At 62.9% G+C, this 19,797-nt stretch carries 22 protein-coding genes; 12 read left to right on the forward strand and 10 right to left on the reverse strand.

Annotation, left to right across the window (positions count from 1 at the left end):
• Positions 1-79 precede the first annotated feature (79 nt).
• From ACGYLY_RS12265 to ACGYLY_RS12275, 3 genes are all read left to right on the forward strand, one after another.
• Positions 80-625, forward strand: a complete 546-nt coding sequence (locus ACGYLY_RS12265; protein ID WP_231184868.1) for a hypothetical protein — start codon at positions 80-82, stop codon at positions 623-625.
• A gap of 53 nt (positions 626-678) precedes the next feature.
• Positions 679-1,767, forward strand: coding sequence for a geranylgeranyl reductase family protein (locus ACGYLY_RS12270; RefSeq protein WP_395281331.1), 1,089 nt, complete (start codon positions 679-681; stop codon positions 1,765-1,767).
• A 252-nt stretch (positions 1,768-2,019) separates the two neighbouring features.
• Entirely contained in the window at positions 2,020-2,616 is a 597-nt protein-coding gene (locus ACGYLY_RS12275; RefSeq protein WP_395281330.1) for an N-acetylmuramoyl-L-alanine amidase, read from the forward strand.
• Positions 2,617-2,683: 67 nt separating this feature from the next.
• On the opposite strand, the gene ACGYLY_RS12280 is transcribed toward ACGYLY_RS12275, so the two are convergent.
• From ACGYLY_RS12280 to ACGYLY_RS12300, 5 genes are all read right to left on the reverse strand, one after another.
• Positions 2,684-4,195, reverse strand: a complete 1,512-nt coding sequence (locus tag ACGYLY_RS12280; RefSeq protein ID WP_395281329.1) for a carboxypeptidase M32 — start codon at positions 4,193-4,195, stop codon at positions 2,684-2,686.
• A gap of 69 nt (positions 4,196-4,264) precedes the next feature.
• The gene (locus ACGYLY_RS12285; RefSeq protein WP_395281327.1) at positions 4,265-5,344 is read right to left on the reverse strand and encodes a M20 family metallopeptidase; all 1,080 of its coding nucleotides are present in this window, start codon (positions 5,342-5,344) and stop codon (positions 4,265-4,267) included.
• A 174-nt stretch (positions 5,345-5,518) separates the two neighbouring features.
• A complete protein-coding gene (locus ACGYLY_RS12290) occupies positions 5,519-5,779 on the reverse strand; it encodes a hypothetical protein (RefSeq protein WP_395281326.1) in 261 nt (86 codons plus the stop codon).
• Between the two features lie 50 nt (positions 5,780-5,829).
• Positions 5,830-6,150, reverse strand: a complete 321-nt coding sequence (locus tag ACGYLY_RS12295; protein WP_395281325.1) for a hypothetical protein — start codon at positions 6,148-6,150, stop codon at positions 5,830-5,832.
• A gap of 59 nt (positions 6,151-6,209) precedes the next feature.
• Positions 6,210-6,371 (reverse strand): hypothetical protein, encoded by a 162-nt coding sequence (locus tag ACGYLY_RS12300; protein ID WP_395281324.1) that lies wholly within the window; start codon positions 6,369-6,371, stop codon positions 6,210-6,212.
• Positions 6,372-6,452: 81 nt separating this feature from the next.
• On the opposite strand from ACGYLY_RS12300, the gene ACGYLY_RS12305 reads away from it, so the two are divergent.
• On the forward strand, positions 6,453-8,291 hold the full coding sequence (locus tag ACGYLY_RS12305) for a PINc/VapC family ATPase (RefSeq protein ID WP_395281323.1): 1,839 nt from the start codon (positions 6,453-6,455) through the stop codon (positions 8,289-8,291).
• Between the two features lie 37 nt (positions 8,292-8,328).
• Positions 8,329-8,898 carry a hypothetical protein gene (locus ACGYLY_RS12310; RefSeq protein ID WP_395281322.1) on the forward strand — a complete coding sequence of 190 codons (570 nt, stop codon included), beginning with the start codon at positions 8,329-8,331 and terminating at the stop codon, positions 8,896-8,898.
• Between the two features lie 18 nt (positions 8,899-8,916).
• On the opposite strand, the gene ACGYLY_RS12315 is transcribed toward ACGYLY_RS12310, so the two are convergent.
• Both ACGYLY_RS12315 and ACGYLY_RS12320 read right to left on the reverse strand, forming a co-directional pair.
• The gene (locus ACGYLY_RS12315; protein WP_395281321.1) at positions 8,917-9,936 is read right to left on the reverse strand and encodes an NAD-dependent epimerase/dehydratase family protein; all 1,020 of its coding nucleotides are present in this window, start codon (positions 9,934-9,936) and stop codon (positions 8,917-8,919) included.
• Between the two features lie 114 nt (positions 9,937-10,050).
• A complete protein-coding gene (locus ACGYLY_RS12320) occupies positions 10,051-10,329 on the reverse strand; it encodes a winged helix-turn-helix transcriptional regulator (protein ID WP_395281320.1) in 279 nt (92 codons plus the stop codon).
• 285 nt (positions 10,330-10,614) lie between these two features.
• Here ACGYLY_RS12320 and ACGYLY_RS12325 point away from each other — a divergent pair, with 285 nt between their 5' ends.
• The 4 genes from ACGYLY_RS12325 to ACGYLY_RS12340 all read left to right on the forward strand — a co-directional run bounded on the left by ACGYLY_RS12325 (position 10,615) and on the right by ACGYLY_RS12340 (position 15,133).
• The gene (locus ACGYLY_RS12325; protein WP_395281319.1) at positions 10,615-10,926 is read left to right on the forward strand and encodes a hypothetical protein; all 312 of its coding nucleotides are present in this window, start codon (positions 10,615-10,617) and stop codon (positions 10,924-10,926) included.
• 2 nt (positions 10,927-10,928) lie between these two features.
• Positions 10,929-12,740 carry a ribosome biogenesis/translation initiation ATPase RLI gene (locus ACGYLY_RS12330; protein ID WP_395281318.1) on the forward strand — a complete coding sequence of 604 codons (1,812 nt, stop codon included), beginning with the start codon at positions 10,929-10,931 and terminating at the stop codon, positions 12,738-12,740.
• A 73-nt stretch (positions 12,741-12,813) separates the two neighbouring features.
• Positions 12,814-13,833 (forward strand): aldo/keto reductase, encoded by a 1,020-nt coding sequence (locus tag ACGYLY_RS12335; protein ID WP_395281317.1) that lies wholly within the window; start codon positions 12,814-12,816, stop codon positions 13,831-13,833.
• A gap of 46 nt (positions 13,834-13,879) precedes the next feature.
• Positions 13,880-15,133, forward strand: coding sequence for a hypothetical protein (locus ACGYLY_RS12340; protein WP_395281316.1), 1,254 nt, complete (start codon positions 13,880-13,882; stop codon positions 15,131-15,133).
• On the opposite strand, the gene ACGYLY_RS12345 is transcribed toward ACGYLY_RS12340, so the two are convergent.
• Positions 15,130-16,500 (reverse strand): cytochrome P450, encoded by a 1,371-nt coding sequence (locus ACGYLY_RS12345; protein ID WP_395281315.1) that lies wholly within the window; start codon positions 16,498-16,500, stop codon positions 15,130-15,132. The genes ACGYLY_RS12340 and ACGYLY_RS12345 overlap by 4 nt on opposite strands.
• 81 nt (positions 16,501-16,581) lie before the next feature.
• On the opposite strand from ACGYLY_RS12345, the gene ACGYLY_RS12350 reads away from it, so the two are divergent.
• A complete protein-coding gene (locus ACGYLY_RS12350) occupies positions 16,582-17,247 on the forward strand; it encodes a helix-turn-helix domain-containing protein (protein ID WP_395281314.1) in 666 nt (221 codons plus the stop codon).
• On the opposite strand, the gene ACGYLY_RS12355 is transcribed toward ACGYLY_RS12350, so the two are convergent.
• On the reverse strand, positions 17,229-17,765 hold the full coding sequence (locus ACGYLY_RS12355) for an archaemetzincin family Zn-dependent metalloprotease (protein WP_231184884.1): 537 nt from the start codon (positions 17,763-17,765) through the stop codon (positions 17,229-17,231). The two genes, ACGYLY_RS12350 and ACGYLY_RS12355, sit on opposite strands and share 19 nt — an antisense overlap.
• Positions 17,766-17,804: 39 nt before the next feature.
• Between ACGYLY_RS12355 and ACGYLY_RS12360 the strand changes: the two genes are divergently transcribed.
• The gene (locus ACGYLY_RS12360; protein ID WP_395281312.1) at positions 17,805-18,194 is read left to right on the forward strand and encodes a UPF0146 family protein; all 390 of its coding nucleotides are present in this window, start codon (positions 17,805-17,807) and stop codon (positions 18,192-18,194) included.
• Positions 18,195-18,209: 15 nt separating this feature from the next.
• On the opposite strand, the gene ACGYLY_RS12365 is transcribed toward ACGYLY_RS12360, so the two are convergent.
• Positions 18,210-18,821 carry a class I SAM-dependent methyltransferase gene (locus ACGYLY_RS12365; RefSeq protein WP_395281311.1) on the reverse strand — a complete coding sequence of 204 codons (612 nt, stop codon included), beginning with the start codon at positions 18,819-18,821 and terminating at the stop codon, positions 18,210-18,212.
• 99 nt (positions 18,822-18,920) lie between these two features.
• Between ACGYLY_RS12365 and ACGYLY_RS12370 the strand changes: the two genes are divergently transcribed.
• Positions 18,921-19,793 (forward strand): TIGR01548 family HAD-type hydrolase, encoded by an 873-nt coding sequence (locus ACGYLY_RS12370; RefSeq protein ID WP_395284115.1) that lies wholly within the window; start codon positions 18,921-18,923, stop codon positions 19,791-19,793.
• Positions 19,794-19,797 lie beyond the last annotated feature (4 nt).

The following is a 19,797-nucleotide window of genomic DNA, read 5'->3' on the forward strand; positions in this document are numbered from 1 at the left end:
TCCGAGGTAACTTCGCACTCGTGTTACGTCCGGGTGGCGGTGGTATAGCGGAAACAACCGATTGCGACTCTCAGGTGTCATGAGTTCGACTGATGGAACCCCACAAGAACTGTCCGAAGATCTCATCTTCGACGTTCTGAAAAATAGGCGACGGCGGTACACGCTCCACTATCTCAAACAGCAGGGGCGACCGGTGGAACTCAGCGAACTGGCGGAACAGGTCGCGGCATGGGAAAACGACACCACGGTCGAAGGCCTGTCCGCGAACGAGCGCAAGTCGGTGTACACCTCGTTGTATCAGACGCATCTCCCGAAGCTTTCGGATGCGGGAATCGTGGAGTACAACCAGAGCAGAGGCATCGTCGAACTCGCCGATAACGCCGGGCAGTTGGAGGGGTACCTCCGTCCGCAGGACGAGTTTCCGTGGATCCGGTACTACCTCGGTCTCGCCATCGTGAGCGCGATTCTCGTCTTCGCCGACTTCCTCGGTATTCCGCCGTTTTCGGCGATTCCGGACAAGATCTGGGGCGTTCTCATCGTCGCCGCGTTCGCGCTCTCGGCATTGGTTCATTACCTCCGGCGTCGGCAACTCGGGATGGGAGAACGACCGCCGTCCGCACGATAGCGACCCGACCCGAGAAAGAAGCTATTTTGCCCCGCGGCGAACAACCCACGATAATGTACGATTTCGTGGTGGTCGGTGCCGGTCCCGCCGGGTCGCGGTTCGCGCGACGCGCCGCGGACGCGGGACACGACGTTCTCGTTCTCGAACGCGGGCAGGTCGGAACGCCGCTCGCGTGTTCCGGCCACGTCAGTACCGACATCTGGGAGTTTACCCCCGAGGGTGCCCGTGCGGACCTCCTCCAGAACGAAGTCTACGGTGCGCGCTTCCACGTCGATGGCCCGACATCCCCCGAACATCCGTTCTACAAGGACGAGGTCATTTCGAACGTCATCGACCGGGTCGGACTCGACCGGACGCTCGCGACCGCCGCCGAGGAGGCGGGGGCCGATTTGCGTGAGGGACACAGCGTGTCCGACGTGGACGAACACGGGAAGTACGTGGATATCACTGCCAACACGCCCGACGGAACGGAGACGTTTCGCGGGAAGATGGTCGTCGGCTGTGACGGCCCGGTCTCGCGCGTCCGGCGGGAACTCCACCTGCCCGAACCGAGCGAGAAACTGCAGGGCGTGCTCGGGTTCACGACCGACACGCACAACGGCAACTTCGTGGACGTTCATCTCACCGCGCCGCGATTTTTCGCGTGGCGGATTCCCCGCGGGAAGGCGGGCGTCGAGTACGGACTGGCCGCGCCGCCGGGCGAGAACGCTCGCGAGTTGTTCGATCGATTCACGGCCGAATACGGCGCCGAAACCGGGAATTTCTGTGCCGGGATGATTCCCATCGGCCCCGCACCGAGCGTCACCGCCCACCGCGGATTTCTCGTCGGCGACGCCGCCGCACAGACGAAGCCCTTCACCGGCGGCGGCATCCTCTACGGCATGACCGCGGCGGACCGCGCCGTCGAAACCATCGACCCCGACGACCCGGCGACGCTCGCCGACTACGAACGCGCGTGGCGACGGGAGTTGAAGAACGAAATCCGACTGGGTCACTGGGTGCGCAGGGCGTACTCGCTCCCGAAACCCGTCCAGAAAGCGGGTCTCATGGCGATGGAGGGGGAAATCGGCGTTCACATGGACAAACCGTCGTCCTTTTTCTCGACGGACCATCTCCGAAAACTCCTCACGCGCTCGTCGTAGGGGGGAGCTAGCCCGAGCTTACGTGACATCGTTCCGAGCCTATACTCGTTATCCCGCATAGTTTTCGAGTACCCTCACCCATCGCTTTCCGTCGGAACGGCGTACCTCCGACCACGACCCGCTTGTCGCCCGAATCGTGACTACGAGTCCTCGCCGGAGTAGTACAATATATTGATCCATTCTCCATATATTAATTTATTAGATTGCTAGAGAAAATATTTTAAATTAACCGTACGATTAGAATAGTGGAGTATGACATCACGACGCAACTTCCTCAAGACGGTCGGCGCGGCAGGTACAGCGGGCATCGGTGCGGTCGCCCTCAGCGGAACCGCGGCGGCCAAACCGACGGTCGATTGGGAACCGGCGGATTCGAGCAACTACACGGGAGCGGACCGCGGCGCTGCGGAGATCGATTGGGTCATCATCCACACCGTACAGGGTTCGGCCAGCAGCGCGGTCAACTGGTTCCAGAACCCCGACGCGGACGTCAGCGCCCACTACACCGTCTCCGAAGGGGGCTACAAGTACCAGAGCGTCAGCGACATCAACATCGCGTGGCACGCGGGCAACTGGAGCTACAACCAGTACTCCGTCGGCATCGAACACGGCGGCTACGTCAGCGAGAGCTACGAAGACGCCCAGTATCGTGCATCCGCCAAACTGGCTAGCTGGCTCTGTGAGCAGTACGGCGTCCCGAAACAACACCCGTCGAGCGTCCCGAGCGACGCAGCGAACCCGGCCAACGGGGGCATCATCAGCCACGAGCAGGTTCCCGAGAACAGTCACACCGACCCCGGCCCGAACTGGGACTGGGACTACTACATCGACCTCGTGAACTCGTACTGAGTCCGAGAGTTCCGGATTTATTTTTCGACCGCTTCCGCGAAGCCGTGAAAACCGCGACGGAGAATCGTTACTCGAGATCGTACAGCGCGCCGTACTTCTCGGTCACGTAGTCGAGGAAGTACTCGGCGGTGAACGACTCGCCCGTCGCGTGTTCGATGAGGTCGTCCGTGGTGTACAGACAGCCGTACTGGTGGATGTTCTCGGTCAGCCAGTCGTGGAAGTCGTCGAAGTCGCCGTCGCGAATCCGACCGTCGAGGTCGTCGATGTCCTCGTCGGCTTTCGCGTACAGTTGCGCGGCGAGGACGCTCCCCAGCGAGTAGGTCGGGAAATAGCCGAAGCTACCGTGACTCCAGTGGATGTCCTGTAGACAGCCGTCGGCGTCCGTGTCGGGGCGGATGCCGAGGTACTCCTCGTACTTGTCGTTCCACAGTTCCGGCACCTCGTCCACCTCGATTTCGCCGCGGATGAGCGCCTTCTCGATTTCGAAGCGCACCACGATGTGCATGTGGTAGGTCAGTTCGTCCGCCTCGACGCGGATGAGGTTGTCCTCGTAGACGCGGTTCGCGGCCTGATACATCTCGTCGACGGAGACGCCGTTCGCGTCCGCGAAGCGCTCTTGAACGAGCGGCAGGAAGTTCTCCCAGAAGACGCGCGACCGACCGACGTTGTTCTCCCAGACGCGGGACTGTGACTCGTGGACGGTCAGGTCGCGGGCTTGGCCGAGCGGCGTGCCGTACTGGTCGTCGGGCAGACCCTGCGTGTACGTCGCGTGGCCGAACTCGTGGACCGTGCTCATCAGCGCGCCGAGGGGGTCGCTCTCGTCGAAGCGCGTCGTCACGCGCGCGTCGAACTGCGTCCCGCTGGAAAAGGGGTGCGGGGCGGTGTCGAGGCGGCCGCGGTCCCAGTCGTAGCCGAGCGTGTCGAGAACGTCGCGCGAGAGTTCCTCCTGAATCTCGGCGTCGTAAGTTCCCTGGAACGGCGTGGCGAGTTCGACGTCGCTCTCGCGCACGTCCTCGATGAGCGGGACGAGTTCGTCGCGGAGTTCCGCCAGCGTCTCCTCGGCGGTGTCGATGCCGAGATAGGGTTCGTACTCCTCGAACAGGACCTCGTAGGGGTCCTTGTCCGGGTCGATGTGTTCGGCGTATTCGCGCTCCAACTCGACCAGTTTTTCGAGCGTCGGGGCGAAAATGGAGAAGTCGTCCTCCTCGCGCGCCTTCTTCCACTTCGGCAGCGCCTCGGACGTGGTGCGGGAGATCTCCTCGACCAACTCGCCGGGGACGCGGGTCGCTCGCTCGTACTCCCGTCGAACCTCGCGGACGACGGCGGCCTGCTCGTCGTCCAACTCCTCGCCTTCGAGTTCGTCCAACAACTCGCCCATCTCGTCGTCGGTGAGCAGTTCGTGCGAAATCGCCGACAGTGCCGACCGCTGCTGTGACCGAGCGGGGGTGCCACCCTCGGGCATCACGACTTCTTGGTCCCAGCCGAGAATCCCGGCGGCGTTCTGGACGTTCGAAATCCGTTTTACTTTCCCGAGAAACTCCTCGTAGGTACTGTTTTCTTCGGCGGCTTCGGTTGCCATCGTCGGGTGTTTGCTGTCACCGATTATCAATGAATGGGTTTCGGTACGAAATACGACGGAGGCTATTCGTTAGAGCGCCTCCGCAGTGTTTCGATAAATCCGGTAACAACGCGCCAGCACGTCGATGTCCACGCTCTCGTTTTTCGTGTGCGCTTCGCCGGGTTCGGACGCGCCGCAGACGACGCAGGTGACGCCCGCCTGCGCCAACCACCCGGCATCCGTCGCGTGGGGCTTCGTCACCTGTTCCGGGTCGCCGTCCTGTGCGTCTCGGGCGGCGGTCAGCACCGCGTCCGCGAAGTCCGGGTCGTCGCACTCCATCGGCGGCAGGTCCTGTTCGACGGTCCACTCCACGCCGTCGATTTCCTCCACGGCACTCAGGTCGGCGTGCTCGCCGGGGACGGTCCGCTCGTCGATGGTTACGTCGCAGGTGTCCGGGATGACGTTCCACGCGCTCCCGCCGTGGATTTCGGTGACGACGACGCTTCCAGAGAGGTCGTTGCCGAGAACCGAGACGGTCGGGACGTCACACTCGCGGACGATGTCTACGGCATCGCTGGCGCGGTAAATGGCGTTTTCACCGGCCTCCGGTTCGCTCGCGTGCGCGGCGGTTCCGTGCGCCGTGACGGTGCTCGCCCGCCGTCCGCGGTGGGCGACGACGACGTCCGTGACGCCCGCTTTCGAGTAGTTCGTGGACCCCTCGGCGACGATGGCGCAGTCGGGAGAAAAGCCGCCTTCGACGGCGTGACGTGCGCCGTCGCCGCCCAACTCCTCGGCGATGAAACTGGCGAAGGCGAGGTCACAGGACGGGTCGGCGTCGCGGAACGCGAGCATCGACGCCACCACTGAACCCTTCATGTCCGCCGCGCCGCGACCGTAGAGTCGTCCGTCGCGCTCCTCGACCACGCACTCCCCGCCGTCCACCTGCGATTCGTCCGGCGGAACGACGTCGTGGTGGCCGACCAGCGCGAGCGAGGTGTCGGCGTCGCCGTCGGCCGCCCTGTGAGCGACGACGTTCCCCACTTCGTCTCGCGTTACGTCCGCGTCAGTCTCCGACCGAAGCCACTCCTCGATGTAATCGCCCGCCGCCGTTTCGTCTTCGTGACTGGGAATCGAAACGAGGTCCCGAGTCAGTTCGACCAGTTCGTCCATACCCCACCATTCCACTCGGCGGTTTAGTACTCTATGCCCTCGGCAACCTCTCTGGCATGCGATCCGTAGTGGCAGCAGAAACCGCCGTTATGTCGTTCAAACACCATTATCATTTCGCTTCAGTTGACGTGTTCGACCAGTTCGTCCGTATTCCATTGAGTCGCGCCGTGATGGTTAGTATCCAACGTCTTCGGCAAGAACGTGGATGTCCTCCTGCAGCGTGTGAAGCCGTTCCGCGACGGACGCGTCCGCTTGGTGTTCTATCTCCGAAATTCTGTCCTCCGTCTCGCGGAACTGCGTTCGCTTCGTTTCCTCGTCGCTCGGGATGTTGGACAGGCCCTTTCGAATCGACCGAATCTCTCCGGCGACGGCAGGCGAGGCGTCGTCCGCGACGGAGTCCAAGTCCGCTCGAATCTCGTCGAGTTCTCGTGCCATGGTCGGGACGATGGCATCGGCGACCAAATCGATGCTGGCCGGAATAGGTCTCACCCGTCTATGGGTTCACAGTATCTCTCACAGCAGTCCAATATGTCCTCCAGAAGCACGTCGTCCGAATATCGAATCGCTCCGGTCCGCTCGTCGTAATCGATTATCGACATCGCTTCGAGTCTGGGGAGGTGGACGTGTCGAAGTCGCGTTTCGATGTGCTGTGAATCGCCATCGAGTACGTCACACAGTTCCCCGACGGTCGTGGAACCGTCCGTCGATTCGATGAGATAGCACACTAATCGGCGTCGTTGGGCGTCCGAAAGTACTTCGAACGCTCTATCGAGACGTGAGGGGTCCGGGGACTCGGATGACACCATCGACCAGTGGTTGGGAAATCAACCCTCTAATTCTGGTGCTTGAATCCGCAAGCTTCGGCTCAGATGGCACAATCGTCGACGAACTCGTACTCGTCGTATCGGTCGAGTTTGCGCTCGATGGCGTCTAGAAGCCACTCGTCGATGGTTTCGTCCGTGCAGTCGGCTTCGATTCGGTCGCGCGTTTCTTCGTCGACGGTGAGCACGAGGTGGGCGTGACGCATCGACTGCCGTACGTCACCGAGGAGCAAAAGCGTGACCCACGCGCTGAAACCCTTATCAGGCTACCGCACGAACCGACGCCCATGAACGTAGTGCCGGATACGAGCGCCGTCATCGATGGCCGTATCTCGCAGAAAGTCGATGATGGCGACTTTGCTGGGGCGACGGTTCTCATCCCCGAAGCCGTCGTCAGCGAACTGGAATCGCAGGCGAACAAGGGAGAGGAGAGCGGGTGGAACGGGCTGTCCGAACTGCAACGTCTCGCGGACCTCGCGGACGCCGGTGACATCGAACTCGATTACGTCGGGAAGCGACCCAAACCCGAAGAACAGGGATACGCCCACCGGGGGGAAATCGACGCGCTCATCCGGGAGTTAGCGGACGAGCACGACGCCACGTTCGTCACCAGCGACCTCGTACAGAGCGAAGTCGCGCAAGCGAAGGGCTTGGAAGTCGAGTACATCGCGCCGAAAACGCGGGACGTGGAACGGCTCAGCATCGAGGACTACTTCGACGAGCAAACGATGAGCCTCCACCTCCGGTCGAAGGTCCCGCCGATGGCGAAGCGGGGCGAAATCGGCGACATGCACTATCAGCGGATTCGCGACGAACCCTCCACGGACGAGCAACTGAAGGAGTACGCACAGGAGATAATCCAGAGCGCGAAACAGAGCCACGACGGGTTCATCGAAATCGACGAACCCGGCATGACCATCGTCCAGTTCCGCGATTACCGTATCGCCATCGCGGAACCGCCGTTCGCCGACGCGTGGGAAATCACGGCGGTTCGTCCCATCGTCAAGACGTCGATGGACGACTACGAACACGCAGACGAACTCCGGGGACGCCTGCTCGAACGACAGCGCGGCGTCCTGATTTCCGGGGCACCCGGCGCCGGGAAGTCCACCTTCGCACAGGCCGTCGCGGAGTTTCTCGCCGACAGCGACTTCGCCGTGAAGACGATGGAGAAACCCCGCGACTTGCAGGTCGGACCCAAAGTGACTCAGTACACCGAGTTGGCGGGCGAGATGGAGAAGACGGCCGACTCCCTGCTGATGGTCCGGCCGGACTACACCATCTACGACGAGGTGCGGAAGACGAACGACTTCGAGGTGTTCGCGGACATGCGCCTCGCGGGCGTCGGCATGGTCGGCGTCGTCCACGCCACCCGCCCCATCGACGCGCTCCAGCGACTCATCGGCCGGGTCGAACTCGGCATGATTCCGCAGATCGTGGACACCGTCGTCTACATCGAGGCCGGACAAATCGAGAAGGTCTACGACGTGCGGACCGAGGTCAAAGTGCCGGCGGGCATGACCGAGGAGGACCTCGCCCGCCCCGTCATCCTCGTGGAGGAGTTCGAGACCGGCACGCCGGAGTACGAAATCTACACCTTCAACCGGCAGGTCGTCACGGTCCCTTTGGAGGACGGTGAGGAGAGCGAAACCGGCGTGTCGCGCCTCGCCAGACAGGAGATCGAGCGCGAAATCCAGTCGGTGTCCCGCGGCCACGTCGACGTGGACCTACAGGGCCAGAACAAGGCCGTCGTCTACGTGGACGAAAACGACATCTCCTACGTCATCGGCAAGGGCGGCGGTCGGATCGACGACATCGAGAACCGCCTCGGCATCGACATCGACGTGCGAACGCACGACGAGAAACCCTCCTCGGTCGGGAGTACGAAGGGGATGGAGACGCCGCGCGGCGACGTGGTGACGCCCGAAATCACGGGACGGCACGTCATCATCCCGCTGGACGGCCACGCCGGGGAGACAGTCGAAGTGCAGGCCGACGGCGAGTACCTGTTCACCGCGACGGTCGGCCGCGGCGGCGACATTCAGGTCTCCCGCGGCAGCGCCATCGCCGAGGAGTTGGAGTACGCCATCGATAGAGAGCGTCAGATTACGGTCGTGACGGCGTAACACGCGCGTCGTTCTTCGCCGTTCGCGGTGATTCGAAATGGATCGCTCCGTTCGGACTATCATCAGTTTTTCGGCGACCGTGCGTGTCCTCTCAGTCGCTCGACCGATGCACTCCTTTCGGAAGTGGTGGAACGCGGTGGTCACGATAGCGATCTTTCCCGGCATCGTCAGCCACGAAATCGCCCATCTGCTCGCTTGCTACGTCTTCGGCGTCGAGGTCCATCACGGCCCCTCGTTCTCCGTCTTCATCGACAGCGTCTCACTCGACCACGAACCCGTGAACTCGTTCCTCGCCGATTTCGGAATCGCGGTCGCACCGTTCGTGGTGAATACGGCGCTCGTCGTCGTCGCTCTCGCCGGGATGAAGTGGGTTTCCGGAACACCGAACGCCGTGGTTTTTCTTTGGCTCGCGGTGTGTTTTGCGCTGACCGCCGCGCCGAGCGAGTCGGATACGCGGTCGCTGGTGACGATGGTCCGAACGTTACCGTCCGGCGTTCGTCCGGTCGGCTATCTCGTCGCGGGGATGATTCGTGCGCTCACGATTCGATCGGAGATAGCTGGCGTGTGGAGCACGCTTTGGTTCGTCGTTCTGTACTCCGCGGTGTGAGCGTTGGAATCCGTCAGTTCACCGATAGTCACCCAACGCGGCGACAACGTCCGACGTGGCGACTCGCCACGTCTCGATGAGCGCGTCCTCGAACGGTTCGTCCTCCCAGTCGTCGATTTTCTCGTTCTCCTCCAACCATTCGACCGTCCGAGTGATTCCCGTCTCGAAATCGATCGTGTACTCGAAATCGAGGTCGCGTTTCGCCTTGCCGTTGTCGAACGTCGTCGCGTACTGGAAGTGGTCGCGGAGCATCGCGGTTCGCTCCGGCGCGACGGCGGTCAGCACGTCGGTCGGGACGTGGACGAGTTTCGGGTCGGGCGCACCGATGGCGCTGGCGACGCGGCGGTGGTACTGGTTCCACGTGATGAACTCCTCGCTCGTGACGTGGTAGGCCTCGCCGTACGCGTCCTCGTTACCGATGGCGTTGACGAACGCGTGGGCCACGTCGTCGCGGTGGCACGCACCCCAAATCGAGGTGCCGTCGCCGTGGACGACGACGGGTTTTCCGGCGCGGAGACGGTCGAGGTAGTACGTTCCCTTCCCGAAGGTGTGGTTGATGGCGCCGCCCTCGCCGTAGGTGCTCCACGGGCGGATGACCGTCGTCTCGAACTCGCCGCGTTCGTGGGCGTCCATGAACACGTCCTCTGCGTCCGCCTTGTTCCGGCCGTAGTCGCTCACGTTCGGGTGTCGTGCGGCGTCCTCGGTAATGGGATTTCGTTCCGGCGGGCGATGGTAGACGTCGACCGTGCTACAGAAGACGTACTGGTCGACGTGAGGAGCGACGGCGTCGACCGTCTCACGCGCCGTTTCTGGCGAGAAGCAGACCATGTCCACTAACGCGTCGGGGTCGGCGTCCGCGACGGCCGTTTCGAGAGCGTCGGTGTCGTGCCTGTCGCCCCGCGCATGTGTAACGCCGTCCAGCAGCGCTGCGTCATGGTTGCCGCGCGTGAACATCGTCACGGATTCGCCCGCATCGGCGAGTTGGTCGACGATACCGGTGCTGATGAGGCCGGTGCCGCCGATGACGAACACGTTCATATCCGGATGTCCACTCGGGAATACAAAGCGGTGTGGATAGCGGACACCGCGGTTTTTGTGGGAGACAAAGGAAGGGGAAGGAGAAAGGGAGAGTCGGCGAGAGAAACGGCGCGGCTATTCCGCGCACTGGGCGTCCGCACGGTGGTCCGAGTCCGGTTCCGTCGGGACGTCGATTTCGTAGAGGTTCTGGCGGGCGTCGGCGAAGTAGATGTCCTCGTCGACGACGCCGATGTCTTCGAGTCGTTCGAGCGCGTAGCGAACCGTCCGTGCGGACAACATGGATTCGTCCACGATCTGTTTCTGGGTGAGGGATCCCTTGTATTCGAGAACCTTGAAAACGAGTTTGGCACTTGGTGGAAGGTCGTCGATTTGTTCCCGTTCAGTCTGGCTCATCATCGTTACGAATCGAAACACGCCATCGCCATAAAACTATTGAGATGGAGTGGCATGGAAAGGCTTCACAGTGGCCACTACGGGAAGACGAATTCGAAGGACGAAGCCGGTCTCGGAGCGTTTTCGACGGCACCCTGTGCCGACGTTGGTACACTGTCACACGCACACCCTAAAAGTCACCCACCGTCTGTATTCGGGTCCGACGTTCGGACGGTTCTCGACCGGGCGGAAACGGGGGTATGTACAAGCGAACGTCTTTTGAGGCAGGGTACCCGATTGCCACGCATGGCGACTGAAAAGGCATCAGAGCGACGGGCGGCCCATCTCCGGAGTATTACCGTCACGTCGCTCGCTTCGATATCTGGCATCGTCGCCGGGTTCGCGTCCGCCCTGATAGTGGGGACGTCGAACGCGGCGGCGACGGACCAGATGGGATTGACCATCATGCTCGCGTTCGTGATCGTTCAACTCCCGCTGCTGTATCTCATGGGATACGAGTTGGACGGAATCAAAGACACTCTCTTCGTCGCGTTCATGACGTTCTCGCTCTGGTTCATCACGTGGGGCATTCTCCTCATCAACCACGTGGAGCTCTAAGCATGGCGGACGACAGTATCGCGGTCGTGGACTTGGAGCGTTGCTCACCCGACCGCTGCAACTACGAGTGTAAGAACTTCTGTCCCCCGAACCGGACGGGAAAGGAGTGCATCACGCTCCGCGGCGAGGACACGGCCGAAGGGCAACCCGATCAGGTACACATCAGCGAGGAGATTTGCCTCGGCGAAACCTGCGGTATCTGCGTCGAGAAGTGCCCGTTCGACGCCATCGAGATCATCAACCTGCCGAGCGAGCTACAGGAGGACCCCGTCCACCGCTACGGCGAAAACGCCTTCTCGCTGTACGGACTGCCGATACCCCAAGAGGGACAGGTCACAGGGATTCTCGGCCCGAACGGGAGCGGGAAAACAACGGCGGTGAAGATTCTCGCAGGCGAACTCGCGCCCAACCTCGGCCAGTTCGAGGACCCGCCGGGATGGGACACCATCCTCGACCGCTACCGCGGAACCGAACTGCAGGACTACCTCGGTGAAGTCCGGGACGGCGACGTCACCGTCGCACGAAAACCGCAGTACGTCGATAAGATCCCCGACCGATTCGACGGCAGCACCGCCGAGTTGCTCTCCCGAACCGACGAGCGCGGCGTGCTGGACGACCTGCTGGAACGACTCGAAATCGAGCACGTGATGGACCAGGACATCGACAGCCTCTCCGGCGGCGAACTCCAGCGCGTGGCGCTGACGGCGGCGCTGGCCCGCGACGCCGACTTCTACTTCCTCGACGAAATCACGCCGTACCTCGACATCAGCCAGCGCGTCACGGTCGCCCGCCTGCTTCAGGAGATGGCGAACGAGCAGGGCCGCTCCATGCTCGTGGTCGAACACGACCTCGCCATCCTCGATTTGGTGGCCGACAACCTGCACGTCGCGTACGGCGAACCCGGCGCGTACGGTGTCATCACGACGCCGAAATCGGTGCGTAACGGCATCAACGAGTACCTGAAGGGCTACCTCAACAACGAGAACATGCGGATCCGTCCGAACGCAATCGAGTTCGACGAACACGCCCCGCGCGAGTCGATAACGTCCGACCCGCTCGTGGAGTACCCCGACCTCCACAAATCGTACGGCGAGGGCGAGTTCTCGCTCGACGTGGAAGGCGGCACGATTTACGAGAACGAGGTGCTGGGCATCGTCGGTCCGAACGGAATCGGGAAATCGACGTTCGCACAACTCCTCGCCGGACGACTCGAACCGGACGAGGGCGACGCGGACTTCGCGCTCGACATCTCGTACAAACCGCAGTACATCGAAATCGACCAGCCGATGCGCGTGGATGTGTTCCTCTCGTCGCTGACCGACGACATGGGAACCTCCTACTGGGACACGGAAATCTCACAACCGCTCCAACTCGAACGCATCATGGAGCAGAACTTGATGGACCTCTCCGGTGGGGAGCGCCAGCGCGTCGCCATCGCGGCCTGCCTGTCGAAACCCGCCGACCTCTACCTGCTGGACGAACCCTCTGCGTACCTCGACGTGGAACAGCGCGTCCGTGCGACGCGCGCCATCCGCCGCTACGCCGAGATTCAGGACGCCACCGTGTTGGTCATCGACCACGACACGTACATAATCGACCTGCTCTCGGACCGCCTGATGGTGTTCGACGGCGAACCCGCACAGCACGGTCACGCCGGACGCCCGAAGGGGATGCGCGACGGGATGAACGACTTCCTCGCCAACCTCGACATCACGTTCCGCCGCGACGAGAACGTGGGTCGCCCGCGCATCAACAAGCCCGGCAGCCAACTCGACCGGCAGCAGAAGAGCGACGGCGAGTACTACTACAGCTAACTCCTCTGTCTCCGTTTTCGACGATTCGACGCGCCGCGAAGGTTTAGCCCGACGGTCGCGTACTCCTATCGTTATGCGTTACCAACTGCTCGGCAGCAGCGGCCTCAGGGTCAGCGAGATGGCGCTGGGGACGATGACGTTCGGCGACGACTGGGGGTGGGGTGCGGGGAAGGACGCCTGCGAGGAGATGTTCGACCAGTACGTCGGGGCAGGGGGGAATTTCATCGACACGGCCAACAACTACACGAACGGCACCAGCGAGCGAATCGTCGGGGAACTCGTCGGCGACGACCGGGACGAGTTCGTTATCGCCACGAAGTACACGCTGAACACGCGTCCGAACGACCCGAACGCGGGGGGCAACCACCGCAAGAACATGTTTCAGTCCGTCGAGGAAAGTCTCGACCGACTCGACACGGATTACATCGACTTGCTCTGGGTCCACGCGTGGGACGGCATGACCCCAATCGAGGAGGTGATGCGCGGACTGGACGACCTCGTTTCGAGCGGGAAAGTCCACTACGTCGGCTTCTCCGACACGCCGGCGTGGGTCGTTGCACGGACGCAAACGATTGCAGACGAGCGCGATTGGACGCCGATTTCGGCGCTACAACTGAAGTACAACCTTCTCGAACGCACCCCGGAGCGGGAACTGCTCCCGATGGCGCGCGAACTCGACTTCGGCGTGACGGTGTGGGGACCGCTCGAAAGCGGGATTCTTACCGGGAAGTACAATCGGTCCGGGGACGACGAGGGGCGGGTAACGAAACTTGAACAGGACGTGAGCGACCACGAGAAGAAGGTCGCACAGGTGGTCGTGGACGTGGCCGAGGAGGTCGATGCCACGCCGGCACAGGTCGCCCTCGCGTGGATTCGCCAGCAACCGGGGCAGTTGCTCCCCATTCTCGGCGCCACGACGCCGAACCAACTGGACGACAACCTCGCCAGCCTCGACGTGGAACTGGGCATCGGGGAACTCGAACGGTTGGACGAGGTGAGCGAAATCGACCTCGGGTTCCCGCACGAGTTCCTCTCCCAGGAGTTCGTTCGGCAACTCATCTTCGGGGAAACCGCCGAGGACATCGACGCCTGACCACGGAACCGAATCTCTTTTTCCCCCGTCCGCGTAGATTCGAATAGTGATTTCCACGCTCTCCTCGTGGCTTTCGGCTTCCGACAACCGGGCGAAACTCTTCGCTGCCCTCGCGGTCGTGCTGTTCGCCACCGCCGGAGTCGGGGCGCTGACGGGACAGGACAGCCCCTACCTGTCCGTGGACGAGCAGCGTCCCGCGACGAACACCCTGGTCGCGTTGCAAGGCTATCAGCACGAGGGACGCGCCATCGAGGTGAACCCCGCCGGGAAGATCGTCTGGGAGTACACCGAGGCGGACGACGTGTTCGACGTGGAAGCGCTCGGGAAGAACCGGGTCCAAATCGCGGTGGCCGACGAATTCCCCGATGAGGAGTGTCCGTCCGAGTATCGGGACGACGGCTACGATAACTGCGTTCGGAACTCGCTCCGGGTCGTGGCACAGGACACGAACGAGACCCTGTGGGAGTACTCGTGGTTCGACGCCAAACTGCACGCCCACGAACTCCACGACGCCGACCACTACGTCGTGAACGGGAAGGACCGCTGGGTGATGGTGGACATGGGCAACGACCGCGTGTTCGCCGTGAACCGCGACAAGGAAATCCTCTGGCAGTGGAACGCGACCGACCGCTACGATTTCCCGGAGGACATGGACGAGGAGGGCGACTGGACGCACGTCAACGACGTGGACCGGATTCGGCCGGGCGTCTTCCGAATCAGCCTCAGAAACTTCGATACGGTCGCGGATTTGCATGTCGAGAACGGGTCCGCTCGCCTCGAACCCGTCGTCGGACCGAACTCATACTCGGAGTCGGGGGAGATCCTCTACGAACAGCACAACCCCGACACGCTCGGCGACACGCTCCTCGTGGCCGACAGCGAACACGACCGCATCGTCGAGATCCGAAACGGAACCCTCGTCTGGGAGTACGGCGGGAGCGGCGTCTTCGACTGGCCCCGCGACGCGGACCGCCTCCCGAACGGTCACACGCTCCTCGCCGATTCGTACAACGACCGGGTGGTCGAACTGAACGAGAACGGCAAAATCGTCTGGTCGGTCGAAACCGGGTCGCTCCCCTACGAAGCGGACCGCCTGCCGGGCGAGGGGAGCGACGGGCCAACCGCACGCGAGGCCGGGATTCCGAACAAGACCCACGAAACGTCCCCCGTCAACGAACGGGTCGCGTGGGGAGTTTCGATGGCGAAGTACGTCGTTCCAAACAGCCTCGCACAGGAGTTGGTCGTCATTCTCCTCGGTTTGGTGGCGCTCGTCGGCACCGTCGTCGAACGGTGGCGTTAGCGCTTTTTCACGGTCATCTCGATGGGGTTCGTCGGTTCGAGCGTCGTCCCCATCCGCAAATCGAGGTCGGCGGGCGGGGAACCGAACTCGACCCGTTGTGCGAGCGTCGCCAGCACGAGCCGAATTTCGGCGTTCGCAAAGCGCATCCCGATACAGTGGCGCGGACCGCCGCCGAACGGGAAGTAGGCGTACTCCGGCAGGTCGGCTTCCATCCCGGGCGCCCAGCGTTCGGGTCTGAACGCCTCGGGGTCGTCGAACCAGCGCTCGTCGTTCTGAATCACGAACTGCGGGAGCGTCAACGAAGTTCCCTCGGGAACCCGATACCCGTCGAAAACGACGTCCCGTTTCGTCTCGCGGAAGACGACGTAGGCGGGCGGGTAGCGTCGCAAGGCCTCGGTGACGATTTTGTCGGTGTAGTCGAGCGCATCGAGGTCAGTCATCGTCGGCGCGTCGCCGTCGAGGACGGTGTCGAGTTCGTCGTTCAGCTTTCGACGCACCCGCGAATGGGTCGAGAGGAGATACAGGCAGTAGGTGAGCGCGAGTGCCGTCGTCTCGTGACCTGCGAAGAGGAACGTCGCCATCTCGTCGCGGAGGGCCTCCTCCGACATCTTCTCGCCGTCCTCGTCCGTCGCGTGGAGGAGAATCGAGAGGAAGTCGTCGCCCGGCGGTTCGTCCCGGCGCTCCTCGATGAGGCGTTCGACCGACTCGTCGAACCGCTCGATGGCGCGTTTGAACCGACGATTGGTCGCGGTGGGAACCCAATCCGGGAGGAACGCGTCCACGGACCCCGCATCGCTCTTCTCGTTGATGGCTCGCGTGATGTTTCGGGTCGCGTCACGAATCGGGGACTGCTTTTCCCGAACGTCGAAATCGAACAACGCCGCAGAGAGGATTCGAAGCGTCAACCGTCGCATCTCCTCCTGCAACAATATCGTCTCCCCGGTGGTCCACGAATCGGCGGCGTCCGCCGCGAACTCGGCCATCGGGTCGGCGTAGGTGGCGATGCGCTCGCGGTAGAAGGCGGGTTGCATCCTCGTGCGCTGACGTCGCCAGAACTCCCCTTCGCTCGCGAAGAGGCCGTTCCCGATGAACTTCTCGCCCGCCTCCCGGATGAATCCGCTCTTTCCGAACTTCGACTCCTCCGTGACGAGCACCCGTTTCACGTGGTCGGGATGGAGGAGCGTGCAGAACGGTTCGCCAGCGACGGAGTACGATACGACATCGCCGTACTCGCGGAGGCCGTCGTAGAACGAAAACGGGTCGCGGAGGAAGCCGAGCGTGTTCCCGACGGCGGGATACGATTTCGGACCCGGCGGGAGCGGGTGGTCGTCCGGGCGCTCCGTCGACGGTGTTTCGGGGGTCGTCATGGCTAAACGTCGGGTCGGAGGACCGAAGCCGATTCCGTCGAATCCACTAGAGAATTAATAAGCGAAGACGTATGTCCCGGTATGAAATACGTTCGGCTGACGCTTCGCCACCCGCGGGAGATGCGAAACCCGATGCGGTCGTTCATCATGGAACACGAGGCGATGGAGCGGGCGGAACTGCTGAACTGGAACCTCTCGCACCCGGAGCGCGATTACGTCCTCTTTCGAATCGTCGGGGAGATGACACCGTACGCCGACGCGGTTGAGGCGGCCCCGTTGATCCTCGATTACGAGTTGACGCCGCTCGATGACGGTTCGTTTTACGCCTCCATCGAACACGAAAAGCGCGACGTTGACACCGACTTTCGCACCGCGTTCGCGGGGACGAGCATCCTCGTGATTCCGCCCATCACGTACACGAGCGACGGCGCGATGCTGATGGAACTCGTCGGAAAGGCGGGCGACATGCAGGCCGTGATGGACGAAATGGACGCCGACATCGACATCGCCGTCGAACAGGTCGGGGAGTACGACTCGCCGCGGGCGCGGTTGTGGTCGACGCTGACCGAGCGACAGCAGTCGGCGCTCGAAACGGCCGTGGATATCGGTTACTACGCCGTGCCACGCGAAGCGGGCGTCGAAGCGGTGGCAGAAGAGATGGACTGTGCGCCGAGCACGGCATCGACGCATCTCCGAAACGCGGAATCGAGGGTCGTCCGCGAACTGGTTCAGAGCACCTGTCGCTGACAGGTGCCACAGAGGTTCTCCTCCTTCACGTCCACCTCGCGGACGGTGGGCGAGAAGTTCATCACACAGCGGTTGTTGTCGCAGTGTTCGAGGCCGAGCGTGTGCCCGATTTCGTGGACGACTTCCTTTCGAACGCGGTCCGAGAAGACGTCCTCGCGCGGTTTCGTCGAGATGCCGCCGTCGGAGGAGAGGCCGTCGGTCGCGGGTTGGAGACGATAGGTCGAGATGACGCTCCCGCTTCCGTCGAGATAGGCGAGGCCGAAGACGTAGTTTCGGCGGCGATAGAAGAGGTCTTGGGGCGTGATGGCGATGTTCTTCTCCCCCGTCCCGACGCGACTCGCCAAGTCGATGAAATCCTCGGCGCGAAACTGATCGCGGTTGGGGTCGTGAGACCCGGAGGGGATTTCCTGTCGCTCGTGGACCATCACGTCGCAGTCGTAAATCGACCGAAGGGCCGCTGAAGCCTCCCGTTTGACCCGTCCCGTAACGTCCCCCACGGGGACGATGTCAATCAACATGGCAACCCCTATGACCGGACGACCCATAAACATCCCGCCGTGGACCCCAAAATTCGCGACGAAATCGTCCGCAGTCTTGCCGATTTCCGGCGCGCCGTCGAAATCGGGATCGGCAACCGGCCGGACGTCGCCGAGGGACTCGCCGCGTCCGGCGTTGCCGTCACCGCGACGGACATCGAACCGCGACCGGTTCCCGACGGCGTCGAGTTTCGTCTGGACGACGTGAGCGACCCGAAGATGGGAGTGTACGAGTCCGCCGACGTGATTTACGCACAGAACCTCCCGCCGGAACTCCACCGCCCCGCGCTCTCCGTGGCCGAAGAGTGCGACGCCGTCTTCGTCTTCACGACCCTCGGCGGCGATCAACCGACGGTTCCGGTTCGGCGCGAGACGGTTCCGGGCGAGACGCTGTTTTGGGCGCGAGAATAGGAATGACGGGGACGGTTATTCGTCCGGCTTTTCGGCGATGATGGTCTCCGCGGCGTGCTGGTGCGGTTCCCAGCCGGAGTCGTCGTCGAAGACCAGTTCGTTCTCCCGCAGGAGGTTCCAATCGCCGTAGTAGCCGCGGAGTTCGCCGGGGGCATAGAAGTGTTCGTTGTCCCCCCAGTCGGGTGCGGTCGGAATCTCGGGGTGGTCGACGAACGCGAACAGGACGTGAACTCCGCCGTCCATGGTCGCGGTCTTGAACCGCGCGAACTGTTTCTCGCGGTTTTCCGGACGGAGGTACTGGAGCGCACCGCAGGAGTACACGACGTCCATCGACGGGAAATCGAGATCGTTGACGTCCGCACATCGCGTCTGGATGTGGACGCCGCGTTCCTCGGCGAGTCGTTCCGCCTTCTCCAAGCCGTTGGGAACCGGGTCCACCGCGAGGACGCCGTAGCCGTGTTCGGCGAGGTACACCGCGTCCCGACCCTCGCCGCTGCCGATGTCGATCGCGGCGGGTGCGGTGCGTTCGGGCGCGAACTCCAGTACCGTCTCGGCCAAGCCGTTCGGCTCCGTCCCCCAATAATAGTCGTCGTGGCCGTAGCGTTTCTGGAGTTCGTCGTGGTCCATGGGATGACGTTCAGAAGGGAGCGCCAAAGGCGGTTCGCCATATCCCTGACACGCTCGACGATTCGGCAAACCCTTATCGCCGCGGACGAACGCGATGGTATGAACGTGGACGCGGTCGTACTGGACATCGACGGGGTACTGGTGGACGTGGCGGACTCCTACCGGCGGGCGATAATCGAGTCCGTCGAACGGGTTCACGGCGACACCATCCCCAAGGACGCCATCCAGTCGTTCAAGGACGCATCGGGGTTCAACAACGACTGGGAACTCACCTACGCGGCGGCGCTGTACGTCCTCGCGTCCCGCGAAGGGCTGGACGAAACCGTCGAGGAGTTCACAGACGGCATCGCGGCGAACGGCGGCGGCCTCGACGCCGCCGAGGAAGTCGTCGCGGCGGAACTGCCCGACGACGCCCACGACAGGGTTCGGGCGGCGTGGGACCCCGAAACGCTCCGCGACGTGTTCCAACAACTCTACCTCGGCTCCGACCTGTACGCCGAACTCGAAGGCGAGGCGGCGACGCTCGGCACGCGGGGATACATCAACGACGAACCCGTCCTCCTCGGGTCCGAGACGGTCGAAACGCTCACCGCGAACTATCCGGTCGGTATCGTCACCGGCAGGCCGAGCGCCGAGGCCGACATCGCTCTCGAACGCGTCGGGTTGGAGGTTTCCGCCGACCGTCGGTTCACGATGGACGATTGGGAGCAGGGCAAACCACATCCTCACGCCCTGATGACGCTGGGAGAGCGCTTCGACGCCGAGCGCGTCGTCTTCGTCGGCGACACCTTGGACGACGTTCGCACCGCGGTGAACGCCGACGGGACGGACCCTGACCGCGAGTATTTCGGCGTCGGCGTTCTGACCGGTGGCTTAACGGGCGAATCGGGCCGACGGAAGTACGAAGGGGCGGGTGCGGCGGCGGTCATCGACTCCATCGACGATCTTCCGGCGCTTCTCGGAGAAAACTGATATC

The sequence above is a fragment of the Haladaptatus sp. CMAA 1909 genome, from assembly GCF_043952005.1.
Lineage (GTDB): Archaea > Halobacteriota > Halobacteria > Halobacteriales > Haladaptataceae > Haladaptatus.

What these genes read in the sequence shown, in the direction of transcription:
- ACGYLY_RS12300 (WP_395281324.1), bottom strand. Translation starts at nt 6,371, where the DNA reads ATGCGTCACGCCCACCTCGTGCTCACCGTCGACGAAGAAACGCGCGAC.
- ACGYLY_RS12280 (WP_395281329.1), bottom strand. Translation starts at nt 4,195, where the DNA reads ATGGCAACCGAAGCCGCCGAAGAAAACAGTACCTACGAGGAGTTTCTC.
- ACGYLY_RS12315 (WP_395281321.1), bottom strand. Translation starts at nt 9,936, where the DNA reads ATGAACGTGTTCGTCATCGGCGGCACCGGCCTCATCAGCACCGGTATC.
- ACGYLY_RS12305 (WP_395281323.1), top strand. Translation starts at nt 6,453, where the DNA reads ATGAACGTAGTGCCGGATACGAGCGCCGTCATCGATGGCCGTATCTCG.
- ACGYLY_RS12345 (WP_395281315.1), bottom strand. Translation starts at nt 16,500, where the DNA reads ATGACGACCCCCGAAACACCGTCGACGGAGCGCCCGGACGACCACCCG.
- ACGYLY_RS12320 (WP_395281320.1), bottom strand. Translation starts at nt 10,329, where the DNA reads ATGAGCCAGACTGAACGGGAACAAATCGACGACCTTCCACCAAGTGCC.
- ACGYLY_RS12370 (WP_395284115.1), top strand. Translation starts at nt 18,921, where the DNA reads ATGAACGTGGACGCGGTCGTACTGGACATCGACGGGGTACTGGTGGAC.
- ACGYLY_RS12335 (WP_395281317.1), top strand. Translation starts at nt 12,814, where the DNA reads ATGCGTTACCAACTGCTCGGCAGCAGCGGCCTCAGGGTCAGCGAGATG.
- ACGYLY_RS12270 (WP_395281331.1), top strand. Translation starts at nt 679, where the DNA reads ATGTACGATTTCGTGGTGGTCGGTGCCGGTCCCGCCGGGTCGCGGTTC.
- ACGYLY_RS12275 (WP_395281330.1), top strand. Translation starts at nt 2,020, where the DNA reads ATGACATCACGACGCAACTTCCTCAAGACGGTCGGCGCGGCAGGTACA.
- ACGYLY_RS12310 (WP_395281322.1), top strand. Translation starts at nt 8,329, where the DNA reads ATGGATCGCTCCGTTCGGACTATCATCAGTTTTTCGGCGACCGTGCGT.
- ACGYLY_RS12355 (WP_231184884.1), bottom strand. Translation starts at nt 17,765, where the DNA reads ATGTTGATTGACATCGTCCCCGTGGGGGACGTTACGGGACGGGTCAAA.
- ACGYLY_RS12285 (WP_395281327.1), bottom strand. Translation starts at nt 5,344, where the DNA reads ATGGACGAACTGGTCGAACTGACTCGGGACCTCGTTTCGATTCCCAGT.
- ACGYLY_RS12350 (WP_395281314.1), top strand. Translation starts at nt 16,582, where the DNA reads ATGAAATACGTTCGGCTGACGCTTCGCCACCCGCGGGAGATGCGAAAC.
- ACGYLY_RS12290 (WP_395281326.1), bottom strand. Translation starts at nt 5,779, where the DNA reads ATGGCACGAGAACTCGACGAGATTCGAGCGGACTTGGACTCCGTCGCG.
- ACGYLY_RS12265 (WP_231184868.1), top strand. Translation starts at nt 80, where the DNA reads ATGAGTTCGACTGATGGAACCCCACAAGAACTGTCCGAAGATCTCATC.
- ACGYLY_RS12295 (WP_395281325.1), bottom strand. Translation starts at nt 6,150, where the DNA reads ATGGTGTCATCCGAGTCCCCGGACCCCTCACGTCTCGATAGAGCGTTC.
- ACGYLY_RS12365 (WP_395281311.1), bottom strand. Translation starts at nt 18,821, where the DNA reads ATGGACCACGACGAACTCCAGAAACGCTACGGCCACGACGACTATTAT.
- ACGYLY_RS12325 (WP_395281319.1), top strand. Translation starts at nt 10,615, where the DNA reads ATGGCGACTGAAAAGGCATCAGAGCGACGGGCGGCCCATCTCCGGAGT.
- ACGYLY_RS12330 (WP_395281318.1), top strand. Translation starts at nt 10,929, where the DNA reads ATGGCGGACGACAGTATCGCGGTCGTGGACTTGGAGCGTTGCTCACCC.